The organism is Methanoculleus sp. (assembly GCF_030019085.1).
GTDB lineage: Archaea > Halobacteriota > Methanomicrobia > Methanomicrobiales > Methanoculleaceae > Methanoculleus.
The window spans coordinates 20,967-32,564 of the sequence record NZ_JASEFJ010000019.1 but is presented as its reverse complement, the minus strand read 5'-3'; the positions used below and the strand labels follow the sequence as shown (position 1 = coordinate 32,564).

Genomic DNA, 11,598 nt, shown 5'->3' with positions numbered 1-11,598 from the left:
TCACATCTCTGTGATGCAAGTGTTGTCCATGAAGCAGGAAGCCCCGCCCGAGAGCGCAGGGTAGTTCACTCTTATTCAACACCCACACAGATTAAGAGAATTCTTTTATACTGTTGAATCGTAGATAGACTTGCATCAGGAGCATTAGTTCTTATAGCGGCCAGAACAGGAGAATCCCATGATGAACAATAGCAATGCCATCCGCTTCGAGACACGCATACCTCTAAAGGAGGTCATGCAGACTCATCCAGCGACAATCGATGTGGGAGAGACCGTTGCCCGGGCGGCACAGACCATGTGCCGTGCCGGGGTCGGTAGTTGCATTGTATTGCAAAACAGCCTCCCCACCGGAATAGTCACGGAGGAGGATATCAACTGCAAGGTTGTTGCAAAGAACCTGAAGCCAGGTGAGATCCGCGTAAGCGAGGTCATGAGCACCCCGCTGATCACGATCGGTGCCGACAAACTGGTCGAGGACGCCGCGGCAATGATGGTAAAGCACCGCGTACGCAGGCTCCCTGTGGTCGAAGACCAGATGGTCATCGGGATTGTGACCGTGAGGGACATACTCACCGTCGCGACAGAAGTAAACGAACTGCTGGCCGATCTCATAGAAATTAATCGCGAAGAGGAGTATGCTATGGGCCTCTGCGACCGATGTGGTAACATGTCAGACGAACTGTCGCGTGTCGACAACCTCATGCTCTGTCCCGCCTGCCGCGAGGAGGAACAGTTACTATGATGGTGGCCGCAGACCTGATGGTTGAGATACCCGCGCTGCGCTACGATGAGTATGTCACGAAAGCACGCAGCATACTCCGTGACGACGTATTTCGCGAAGTCTACATAGTGGACGTAAAGGACCACCTGCTGGGCTACCTCGACATCTCCGATGTCCTGCGGGTTGTCGACACCAAGTCAAACATCACTGTCGAGGGGTTTGTCCGGGAGGCTGCAAAGGTCACCCCGGACACGCCCCTTCCAGATGTCAGTACCGCCATACTGAACGCCCGCACAAACAGCGCGGCTGTAGTTGACGAAGATTCAACCTACCTTGGAGGGGTGCTATTCTCAGAGATCTTTCCAGTTCTCCTCTCCCATCGTGTCAACCACAGCAAGGTACGTGACGCAATGTCGCACCACCCGGTCACATGCTCTCCAGATGACCCTGTAAACCGCATATACTCCCTGATCATCACGAGCGGCTTTAACTCGTTCCCGGTGGTGGATGGCGGCAGGGTCATAGGTATCATATCCCGTAAAGATCTACTGCGCGCCGGAAATGTGCGCACATCACTGAAAAACCGGGCAGACACCACAGTGGAGCGGGTTATGACAACGCCCGTTATCACCGTGACAGCAGACGATTCTCTGGCAACGGCGGGCCGGTTGATGGTCGAGCACGACGTCAGCATGCTGCCAGTCGTTGACGAGAAGAAGAGACTTGTCGGTGTTATAGACCGTCACGACATCCTGGGCTACACGCAGTCCAGATAAAAAATATTTCAGGAACTTACCCCAGAAAGGAGGGATATTATGCAACCTAATCGCAATAATTCGGAGAAGAGACCGGCTGATAGACTCCTCAAGATGCCAGGTAAACACGACCGCGGCCCGATCGACTTTAAGACCAGGATCGCCGAACACGAAGGCGAGATCATGGCAATTGCCACCAGGGACGTTGTTGTTGCGCATCAGACCACAACGATCATCCAGGCGGTGGAGATCATGACCAGGGAAGGGTTCCGGAGGCTGCCGATCGTCGATGCCGGGACGCACCGCCTGCGCGGGATAGTGACCGGCAGCGATATCATAGATCTCATGGGCGGCGGAGACAAGTATAACCTGGTCCAGGTTAAACACGGGGGAAATTTCCTTGCCGCCATCAACGAGGAACTTCACGAGATCATGACCGAACACCCGGTAACCATGCCGGTTACCGGGAGTATCGCCGATGCGGTCGATATTATCGTCAACCGTAGAATAGGCGGAATACCCATCACCGACAATAACGGAGAGTTGAAGGGTATCGTGACCGAGCGTGACGTGATGATGATGCTCGCAACCGGGCCCTCGCGATACAGGGTTGAGGATATAATGACCTCCTCGGTTCGTGTAACCACGCCCGAGACCCCCATCAGCGAGGTCTCCAAGAAGATGGTGAAGTGCAGGTTCCGGCGACTCCCGGTCGTCACAGATGATGTCCTCTGCGGGATCGTCACCGCCACAGACATCATGCGCTACCTGGGGGAGGGTAAAGCCTTTGAGCACCTGACAACAGGGGACGCTGCCGAGGTGATGAGCGCACCGGTGCGTTCGCTCCTCTCCGGCGAACTCTACACCACAACACCGGATAAAAACATACATGACGTCGCTCTCGAGATGCTCCGCCGGCAGGTGGGAGCGCTCCCTGTGATCGAGGACTCGCATCTTGTGGGACTCGTGACCGAATACGATCTGGTAAAAGCATTTTCCATGGAGTGATGAAAGGCATGCGTGCTGTTGATTTGATGTCATCCCCGGTATACGTCGTTAAAACTACCGATAACGTGGCCTATGCGCGCAACCTTATGCTAAAACACCGCGTATCCAGGCTGCCAGTGATGGAGGAGGAGGAACTCAGGGGTATCATCACCAAGAAGGATGTCGCCTATCGACTCAGGCAGGCGGAACCGGTATGGCGGCGGCGGCCGATCGACAGGGTTCCGGTCGAAGTTCTGATGGTGCCCGACCCGATCACTGTGAGCCCTGCAACCAGCACGCGCGATATTGCAGCCATAATGCTGGATAAGAACATCTCCGGGCTTCCTGTCGTTGAAAACGGCACGATAGCCGGGATCGTCACCAAACGGGATCTCATGCGATCGGCATATCTGCGCGGTCTAAAAGCCACCGTTGGCGATGTGATGAGCGAAGCCGTCACGGTCAACCGCTACCACTCGCTTGACCATATCATCGATACGATGAGATCAAAAGACGATAAGATTATTGTTGTCAACGACGATGGAAGCCTTGCCGGCATAATTACAGAGACCAATCTCGCATTTTACGACTACCTGAACGAGCGGATGGATATACCGAGAAAAGAGGTTACGCTCCTGCGAAAAAGCGAGCCGGCAGGGCAGAAACGTTACAGGTACGTCGTTGAGGTATCAGCAGTTGCAGAAGACGTGATGAGCAGACCGGTCATCACCATTCCTCCCGACGCGTCTCTGCAGGATGCAGTCGGGCTGATGCTGGAAAACCAGATTAACAGCCTTGTTGTCGTGGAGGATGGCGAGATCCGGGGTATGCTCAAGAGAGATGATATCATAAAGGAAGTGGCAAAATGAGCGATAAATTTCAGTTACTCGTCAAAGATGTGATGGCCAAACCAGTTACCATCGCAAAGTCCGCCTTTATCAGCGAGGCGCTCGATAAGATGCTCGATGAGGGTGTCGACCCGCTCATCGTGACCAACAATGGCACGGTCATCGGTACGACTTCCCGCGCGGCGATCGCCGAGACGCTCGGGAGCAGGAAGACTCAGTCGCTGAAGGCCACATCCATCCATGTCGCAAACACTGTCGAGGAGAACTTCACATCAGTCTATCCCGACCAGAGCATCGATGTTCTGGTACCGCTGCTCCAGCACTACAAGGTCGTCGTCGTTTTTGACTCCGATCACCGCCTCATCGGGCAGGTGACCGCTGGCGACCTTCTGAAGGTGCTCCGGCCGGCGGGTGGAATCACCGATGTCATGGAGCCGGTATACACCATCCAGGGAGACGAACGTGCAGTTCACCTCCGCCGGAGGATGCTTGATGAGGGGATCTACCGGTTCATCGTCGAGGAGGGGGACGCCGTTATCGGGATTGTTACAGAGACCGATGTCGCAAGAGCGCTACATGCTCTAAAGGACCTTGTGGAGGGGACGCACCAGGACTACCGGATCAGGAACCTGCTGGTGCGGGACATCATGAGCACGCCGCTGATCACAGTGGGCGCGGACGCGGACGTCTCCGATGTCATCGACCTGATGCTCAAGAAGAATATCAGCTCTGTGCCTGTGAAGCAGAACGGCAAGATCGTTGGTATCGTCACCCGAAACTCTCTTGTGCAGGCCCTGTGAGGGGCCAGGTTCCAACTTCTCTCTACCTGTTTTTTACGTTGAAGTAGCCCCTCTCCCTCTCTCACCGTATCACGAGACACTCTATTTTGGGCAGGAAGTCGACGCCCCCATCACAGGGGTGGGGCGGGCAGTGAGTGGCGATTGCCAGGGATGGCCGTGACCCGGGGCGGGAGCGGGATCCTGGGCGGTTCCACCGTGACACCACAGAATTGTCCCCCTCCCCGTCCCGGCATGTCACCGTAAGGATCTCACCAGGAACGGCATATTGCTTGCAGGACACCACCCGACTCCATGCCGCGATCCAGACCAATCAGGCCCCGGAGCACCAACCATTAATACGCTGCAACCAGAAACCGTATCAGGATACTTCCATGAAACCAACGCAGCCAGTCAAACCGAATAGCAATATAACGGCCCTCCTCGAGTCCATGAGCAGGACCGGCTTCCAGGGGAGAAAACTCGGTGAGTCACTCGGTATCTGGACCAGGATGATCACCGATCCCGACTGCACCGTATTCATGGGACTCTCCGGCGCAATGATCCCTGCAGGCATGCAGAACGTGCTCATCGACCTCGTCAGGCACCGCTACGTCGATGTCATCGTCTCAACGGGAGCAAACATCTTTCACGACACCTGCGAGCATCTGGGCGTCCATCACTACCTTGGCCACCATCACGCTGACGACACGGCACTATTTGAGGAAGGGATCGATCGCATATACGACGTCTTCGCCTACGAAGAGGAGTTCCGGAACGTTGACGCCGAGATCGCCAGGTTCGCCGGCGCGATCGCACCGTTCCGGGGCTCATCACGTGAGTTCACCCGTCACCTCGGGGACTGGCTCCGCGAGAACCGGCCCGAAGGGCAATCACTCGTCGCCACCTGCGCAGAGTGCAACGTCCCGATATTCATCCCGGCCCTCTGCGACTCATCCATCGGGATCGGACTTGTGATGGCGCGTCGACGCGGGGTCGAGATAGATATCGATCAACTCGCCGATACAGATGAGATCACCCGCGTGGTCGAGGGCGCAAGAAAGACCGGTGTAATCTATATCGGCGGAGGCGTCCCGAAGAACTTCATCCAGCAGACCCAGGTCATCGCCTCAATACACGAGCAGAACCTCGGCGGCCACGCCTACGCCATCCAGTACACCACCGACGCACCCCACTGGGGCGGGCTCTCCGGTTGCACATTCGAAGAGGCGATCAGCTGGGGCAAAGAAGCGCCGGAATCGCTCCGCGTCCAGTGCTTCTGTGACGCAACGATAGCGCTCCCAATCGTTGCTTCGGGCCTGATCGGGAGCGGGGTCAAACGCGCCCGCCGCGCACCGTAACCCGCGCACCCGCCGGAGCACCGCGTCCGGTCGGCGACCAACCAGACTCAACCACCGGATAGGTGCAGGAGCGAAACACCGATCGCAATCCGAACCCCCGTAATCGGAGAGAGAAATCATCGGTTTGACCGTGGTGGCCCCCCACCACAATAGTTATTAATCAACTCCACAAACATTACTAGGCATAAGCCATAGAATGCTGTGTCTGGAGCAACACCGTGCTGTGTTGCGAGTGTCGAAAGATGCGAAATTCTATGTTGAGGTAGCCAAGCCTGGTATGGCGCAGGTTTGCTAAACCTGTGTCCCTCTGGGACTCGAGGGTTCAAATCCCTCCCTCAGCGCTTTCACCGACGATGATGTCGATGACGAGGCGATCACATGGACGATGAAGAGATAAAGTACTTTGTCCGGATCAGAAACACTGATCTCGACGGCACGAAAACGGTGCAGATCGCACTGACAGGGATCAAGGGAATCGGTCACCACACATCCCGCACCATCACCGCGCTTGCCGGTGTGGACCCGCACGCCATTCTCGGCAAACTCGATGACGAAACTATCGGGCGAATTGCAGAGGCGGTCGAGACCTACAGCGAGCATGTGCCTGAATGGATGGCCAACCGCCCGCGGGATGTCTATACCGGAAAGACTCGCCACCAACTGGGTGCAGATCTCACCATGGCAATCGAAGACGATATCAACCGCATGCGAAAGATGCGGTGTTACCGCGGTGTCAGGCACGAAACCGGGCAGAAGGTCCGCGGCCAGCGCACCAAGTCCACCGGAAGAACCGGCATGACTGTCGGCGTCAGAAGAAAGAAGGACTGAGCGGTGATTGAATGGCATACCCAGGAAAAAACCATAAACAATACGCGAAACCCAAGCGCAGGTTCGAAAAGACCAGGCTCGATGACGAGAAGAGGCTTATCATCGATTATGGACTGCGTAACAAACGTGAACTCTGGAAAGCCCAGAGCATTCTGCGGGAATACCGTGCCGCCGCCCGTGAACTGGTGGCACTCAGGTCGGCGGGTATAACCCCCGAGATCTACCAGACGAAGAAAGACCAACTCATCAACCACCTCTACCGCTACGGTCTCGTCGGAGAGAACGCCGATGTGAGCGATGTTCTCGCACTGAAGGTCGAGCAGCAGCTGGATCGCAGACTCCAGACAATTGTACTTCGCAAAGGGCTTGCACGCACCCCCAAACAGGCCAGACAGTTCATCACCCACGGCCACATCGCGATCGGCGGTCAGCGTGTGACGGTACCCGGCTACCGGGTCACCAGGGAAGAAGAACCGGAGATTGGCTACTACGACGTCTCCCCGCTCACAAACGAAGTCCACCCCGAGAGAGGGCGCATAACCCGTGCAGGAGTGAGGTAAAACCATGGCAGAAGAGAAATGGGGCATCGCACACATCTACGCCTCCTTCAACAACACCATAATAACCATCACCGACCTCTCAGGGGCAGAGACGGTCACAAAGAGCAGCGGTGGCATGGTCGTGAAACAGGACCGAAACGAGAGCTCGCCCTACGCCGCCATGCAGATGGCAACGCAGGTCGCCCAGAGCGCTCGCGAAAAGGGGATCACCGGTCTTCACGTCCGTGTTCGAGCACCCGGCCGCGGCAAACAGCGTAGTCCCGGGCCCGGCGCCCAGGCAGCGATCCGTGCTCTCGCTCGTGCAGGGATGAAGATCGGCCGCATCGAGGACGTCACACCCGTGCCGCACGACAGCATCCGCAGCAAAGGCGGCCGGAGAGGAAGGAGAGTGTAATGGAGATAGCGTTTTCTCGACTGGACGAGAGAGTCGCAAAGTTTACTCTGAGCGGCGTTTCCACGTCGTTTGCCAACATGCTCCGGCGGGCGATGATGAGCGAAGTGCCGACGCTTGCAATCGAGGATGTCCGCGTATACGACAACACAAGTGTCCTCTTCGACGAGATGCTGGCACACCGCCTCGGGCTCATCCCCCTGCGGACAGACCCTGACCAATACAGGCTGCGCAGCGAGTGCACCTGCGAAGGTACAGGCTGTCAGTTCTGCACAGCCGCATACACGCTCTCTGCCGAGGGACCAAAGACCGTATACTCAAGCGACCTGATCCCGCAGGACCCGGATACCGCACCGGTCGAAGAAAAGATCCCGATCATCGAACTTGCAGAGGGCCAGAAGGTCGTGCTCGAAGCCCGGGCCATCCTCGGGACCGGAAAGGAACACGCCAAGTGGCAGGCAACGACCGCCTGCGGCTACAAGAACTATCCGGTAATAACGGTCGACGAACGGTGCGACGGTTGCGGCATGTGCCTCAACGAGTGTCCCCGCAACGTGCTTGAAGCATCAGAGGGACGCATCCGGGTCGTCAACGGGCGGCTGGAGTCATGTTCGCTCTGCAGGCTCTGTGAGCGGGCGTGCCTTGCAGGCGGGATCGGTGACGAACCTGCCATCCATATCAGCACCGACCCGGAGAGGTTCGTCTTTGTGGTGGAAAGCGACGGTTCGATGCCGGTCCGTGAGATCATCGAGAGAGCGCTACAATATATCCAGAAACAATCAGATGACCTGGTAGACGTGATGAACGAGATAAGGGGAGAGGGGACAGAATGACCAAGACAACCGCAAACAAATCAAACCCCCGGCTGACCGCTCTCATAGCGATGCTGAAAGAGGCGTCGCGTGCAAATGAGGCGAACATCTGGCGCGAGATTGCAAAGAGGCTGGATGCACCCCGGAAGAACTACGCTGAGGTAAACCTCAGCAAGATCAACCGCTACGCAAACGAAGATGAGATAATCCTCGTGCCCGGCAAAGTGCTCGGCAGCGGTGCGCTCAACCTGCCGGTGAAGATCGCCGCACTTGACTTCTCCGAGACAGCGGTGAGCAAGATCACCAGCGCCAGGGGTACGTGCATGACCATTGAAGACCTCGTTCGGGACAACCCGAAAGGGAGCAGGGTACGGATCCTCAGGTGAAGCAGAATATGGTTCAGGTTATCGACGCAGATGGATTACTGCTCGGACGGATGGCCAGCATCGTCGCACAGCGTGCGCTTGCCGGCGAGGAGATCGCCATCGTGAACGCAGAGAAGGCAATCGTCTCGGGGAGCAAGGCCCACGTGCTCGCAAACTACAAAATGAAACGCGAACGTGGATCCCGCGAGGGTGGGCCGTTCTTCCCGCGCAGGCCAGACCAGATCGTCAAGCGCACCATCCGCGGGATGCTCCCCTACAAGCGTGAGCGTGGCGCAGCCGCACTCAAGCGGGTCAGGGTCTACGTCGGGGTTCCGGCGGAGTTTGCCGGCATGGATATGGAGACGCTTGAGTCGGCGCATATCGACCGGCTGAGCATCCCGAGATACGTAACGATCGGGACAATAAGCACCACACTCGGAGCGAAATACTAAAACATGGTGATTGGATGGTAAAGATCGTCAATTCAAGCGGTAAGAGGAAGAAGGCAATCGCCAGGGCAACCCTGAAGCTCGGCAACGGCCGTGTCCGGATCAACTCTGTGCCCCTGGAGATCTACGGGACCGAGGTGATCAGGATGAAGATCGCTGAACCACTCCTGCTGGTTCCAAACGCACTCGACGGTGTCGATGTCGCAATCGAGGTCTCCGGCGGTGGCAGAATGGGGCAGGCCGAAGCCATTCGGACAGCGCTCGCGCGCGGTATTCTGGAGTGGCATAACGACCCGCAGATAAAGGATGCGTTCCTCTCGTATGACCGGACACTCCTCGTGAACGACTCGCGGCAGAAAGAAACCAAGAAACCGCAGGGCCGTGGCGCACGGGCGAAATTCCAGAAGTCTTATCGCTGAGGAAAAGAGATATAAGGAATACTGGGCAACAAGTATGATACCCGTACGATGTTTTACATGCGGTAAGGTCATCTCCACAGCCTGGAAAGAGTTTAAAGAGCGGAGAGATGCGGGCGAGGATCCAAAAGAGATCCTCGACGATCTCGGCCTGGAACGTTACTGTTGCAGGCGGATGCTGCTGACGCACAAAGAAGTGGTGGAGGACCTGAACCCGTATCAATGAGGGGTCGTGGGGTAGCCTGGCCATCCTACGGCGTTCGGGATGCTGTGACCTGAGTTCAAATCTCAGCGACCCCATTTTGTGATTAATGATTTTGAGGCGGCACGATGGAATCGTATACCCGGTATGAACGGGCTCGAATTATTGGGGCTCGTGCTCTTCAGATCTCAATGGGTGCACCCGTTCTGGTAAAGACCAGAAAGACCGAACCGCTTGAGATCGCACTTGAAGAGTTTGAGCGGGACGTGATCCCTATAACAGTGAAGAGAAAGTTGTGATCTGATGACGACCATCGAAGAGATTACCCTGAGGACTATCCTGGACAGCCGCGGTAACGAGACTGTTGAGGCTGATATATACACATCCTGCGGTTTCGGGAGGGCTGCAGCACCAGGTGGTGCCAGCACCGGAACCTACGAGGCAAAGGTGCGGCCACCGCGCGAAGCAATCGAGAACGCGCGTGAAACCCTGATTCCATCGCTCATAGGTGAGGATGCATGTGACCAGATCACGTTTGATGCACTGCTCCGGGAGATCGATGGTACGCCAGATTTCAGCTCGATTGGCGCAAACGTCGCCGTAGCGCTCTCACTTGCGTGCGCAAAGGCCGCGGCATCGTCACTCGACCAGGAACTCTTCCGCTACCTCGGGGGTGCCTTTGCTTCCGAGACGCCGCTACCGTTAGGCAACATCATCGGCGGAGGTGCTCATGCGGCGAACGCGACGTCCATCCAGGAGTTCCTGGTGGTCGCCACAGGCGCTTCCGGGGCGACGGAGGCGGTCTTCCTGAATGCCGCCGTTCATAAGAACGTGAAGAAGATCCTGGAGGCGCAGGGTAAACTCTCCGGGAAAGGGGATGAAGGGGCCTGGGCACCGGCGATAACCGATTCGGAGGCGTTTGAGATCCTGGAAGAGGCGATCGGAACCGTCTCGGATGAGATGAACGTAGAGATCCGTATCGGGATCGACATGGCAGCAAGCGAACTCTGGGACGGTGAGTACTACCGCTACAGGGATGCTGTGCGGAACCGTGATGCCCAGATCGCATACGTGGCGGATCTCGTCGACCGCTACAACCTCGTCTACGTCGAGGACCCGTTCTTTGAGGAGGACTTCGAGGCCTTTGCGGACCTGACCGATCAGGTCGGCGACCGGTGCCTGATCTGCGGTGACGACCTCTTCGTGACCAACGTCGAGCGGATCTTACAGGGAACCGAGACGGGCGCGGCAAACTGCGTTTTGATCAAACCAAACCAGATCGGAACGCTCACCGAGACATTTGAGGCGATACGCCTCGCTGATGAGAACGGCATGGAGACCGTCATGAGCCACCGTTCCGGGGAGACAACCGACGCGACCATTGCGCACCTGGGAACAGCGTTCGGCTGTATATTCCTCAAAGCCGGTGTGGTCGGCGGAGAACGGATAGCCAAACTGAATGAACTGATTCGAATAGAGGAGCTGATCTAACGTGACCGGAAACGAACTTGAGATCGAACTTAAAGAACCACTGGTGCCCGTCGAAGAGTATCTGGCGGCAGGCGTGCACATCGGCACCCAGCAGAAGAGCAAAGACATGATGAAGTTCATCTACCGTGTCCGCGGGGATGGACTCTACATCCTGGACATCCAGGCAACCGATGATCGGATCAAGACTGCTGCGAAGTTTCTTTCGCGGTATGACCCATCAAAGATCCTGGTCGTCACCTCCAGGCAGTACGGGCAGTACCCCGCAAAACTGTTTGCCGACGCCATCGGCGGTATGGCGGTCGTCGGCCGGTTTATCCCGGGGATGCTGACCAACCAGCGCCTGAACAAGTACATCGAGCCCGACGTGGTTGTGGTGACCGACCCGATCAGCGATGCCCAGGCAGTTAATGAAGCCGTCCAGATAGGAATCCCCGTTGTCGCGCTCTGCGATACCAACAACATGACAAAGTACGTCGATCTGGCCATCCCGACGAACAACAAGGGTAGAAAGGCTTTATCGCTGGTATACTACCTCCTGACAAAGGAGATGCTTCACCTGCGCGGCGTGACCACATCGCTCACTCCCGAGGACTTTGAGACAGAGTTATAAGATCAAAGCACAAGACCTCACCCTTG

At 56.8% G+C, this 11,598-nt stretch carries 17 protein-coding genes and 2 tRNA genes; all 19 read left to right on the top strand.

Going from position 1 to position 11,598, the window contains the following annotated elements:
• Window positions 1-178: 178 nt before the first annotated feature.
• Complete coding sequence (locus QMC91_RS08250; RefSeq protein ID WP_300237577.1) at window positions 179-742, top strand: CBS domain-containing protein; 564 nt, start codon at window positions 179-181, stop codon at window positions 740-742.
• Window positions 739-1,497 (top strand): CBS domain-containing protein, encoded by a 759-nt coding sequence (locus QMC91_RS08245; protein WP_300237575.1) that lies wholly within the window; start codon window positions 739-741, stop codon window positions 1,495-1,497. The genes QMC91_RS08250 and QMC91_RS08245 overlap by 4 nt, the downstream gene beginning before the upstream one ends.
• Window positions 1,498-1,536: 39 nt before the next feature.
• A complete protein-coding gene (locus tag QMC91_RS08240; protein ID WP_300237573.1) occupies window positions 1,537-2,484 on the top strand; it encodes a CBS domain-containing protein in 948 nt (315 codons plus the stop codon).
• Window positions 2,485-2,492: 8 nt separating this feature from the next.
• On the top strand, window positions 2,493-3,332 hold the full coding sequence (locus QMC91_RS08235) for a CBS domain-containing protein (protein ID WP_300237571.1): 840 nt from the start codon (window positions 2,493-2,495) through the stop codon (window positions 3,330-3,332).
• Window positions 3,329-4,111 (top strand): CBS domain-containing protein, encoded by a 783-nt coding sequence (locus tag QMC91_RS08230; RefSeq protein WP_300237569.1) that lies wholly within the window; start codon window positions 3,329-3,331, stop codon window positions 4,109-4,111. The genes QMC91_RS08235 and QMC91_RS08230 overlap by 4 nt, the downstream gene beginning before the upstream one ends.
• A 371-nt stretch (window positions 4,112-4,482) precedes the next feature.
• Entirely contained in the window at window positions 4,483-5,448 is a 966-nt protein-coding gene (locus QMC91_RS08225) for a deoxyhypusine synthase (protein WP_300237567.1), read from the top strand.
• A gap of 256 nt (window positions 5,449-5,704) precedes the next feature.
• Window positions 5,705-5,789, top strand: a tRNA-Ser gene (locus QMC91_RS08220).
• Window positions 5,790-5,826: 37 nt separating this feature from the next.
• Entirely contained in the window at window positions 5,827-6,276 is a 450-nt protein-coding gene (locus tag QMC91_RS08215; RefSeq protein WP_300237564.1) for a 30S ribosomal protein S13, read from the top strand.
• An 11-nt stretch (window positions 6,277-6,287) separates the two neighbouring features.
• Window positions 6,288-6,836, top strand: a complete 549-nt coding sequence (locus QMC91_RS08210) for a 30S ribosomal protein S4 (protein WP_300237562.1) — start codon at window positions 6,288-6,290, stop codon at window positions 6,834-6,836.
• A gap of 4 nt (window positions 6,837-6,840) precedes the next feature.
• On the top strand, window positions 6,841-7,230 hold the full coding sequence (locus QMC91_RS08205) for a 30S ribosomal protein S11 (protein ID WP_300237560.1): 390 nt from the start codon (window positions 6,841-6,843) through the stop codon (window positions 7,228-7,230).
• The gene (locus QMC91_RS08200) at window positions 7,230-8,060 is read left to right on the top strand and encodes a DNA-directed RNA polymerase subunit D (RefSeq protein WP_300237558.1); all 831 of its coding nucleotides are present in this window, start codon (window positions 7,230-7,232) and stop codon (window positions 8,058-8,060) included. The genes QMC91_RS08205 and QMC91_RS08200 overlap by 1 nt, the downstream gene beginning before the upstream one ends.
• Window positions 8,057-8,425 (top strand): 50S ribosomal protein L18e, encoded by a 369-nt coding sequence (locus tag QMC91_RS08195; RefSeq protein WP_300237556.1) that lies wholly within the window; start codon window positions 8,057-8,059, stop codon window positions 8,423-8,425. The genes QMC91_RS08200 and QMC91_RS08195 overlap by 4 nt, the downstream gene beginning before the upstream one ends.
• An 8-nt stretch (window positions 8,426-8,433) precedes the next feature.
• The gene (locus QMC91_RS08190; RefSeq protein WP_300237554.1) at window positions 8,434-8,856 is read left to right on the top strand and encodes a 50S ribosomal protein L13; all 423 of its coding nucleotides are present in this window, start codon (window positions 8,434-8,436) and stop codon (window positions 8,854-8,856) included.
• Window positions 8,857-8,870: 14 nt separating this feature from the next.
• Complete coding sequence (locus QMC91_RS08185; RefSeq protein ID WP_300237552.1) at window positions 8,871-9,272, top strand: 30S ribosomal protein S9; 402 nt, start codon at window positions 8,871-8,873, stop codon at window positions 9,270-9,272.
• Window positions 9,273-9,306: 34 nt separating this feature from the next.
• The gene (locus tag QMC91_RS08180) at window positions 9,307-9,495 is read left to right on the top strand and encodes a DNA-directed RNA polymerase subunit N (RefSeq protein WP_300237550.1); all 189 of its coding nucleotides are present in this window, start codon (window positions 9,307-9,309) and stop codon (window positions 9,493-9,495) included.
• A tRNA-Pro gene (locus QMC91_RS08175) sits at window positions 9,496-9,569 on the top strand.
• Between the two features lie 30 nt (window positions 9,570-9,599).
• Window positions 9,600-9,770 (top strand): DNA-directed RNA polymerase subunit K, encoded by a 171-nt coding sequence (locus QMC91_RS08170; RefSeq protein WP_300237548.1) that lies wholly within the window; start codon window positions 9,600-9,602, stop codon window positions 9,768-9,770.
• Window positions 9,771-9,774: 4 nt separating this feature from the next.
• Window positions 9,775-10,962 carry a phosphopyruvate hydratase gene (locus QMC91_RS08165; RefSeq protein ID WP_300237546.1) on the top strand — a complete coding sequence of 396 codons (1,188 nt, stop codon included), beginning with the start codon at window positions 9,775-9,777 and terminating at the stop codon, window positions 10,960-10,962.
• A gap of 1 nt (window position 10,963) precedes the next feature.
• Complete coding sequence (gene rpsB, locus QMC91_RS08160) at window positions 10,964-11,572, top strand: 30S ribosomal protein S2 (RefSeq protein ID WP_300237544.1); 609 nt, start codon at window positions 10,964-10,966, stop codon at window positions 11,570-11,572.
• The last annotated feature ends 26 nt before the right edge of the window (window positions 11,573-11,598 follow it).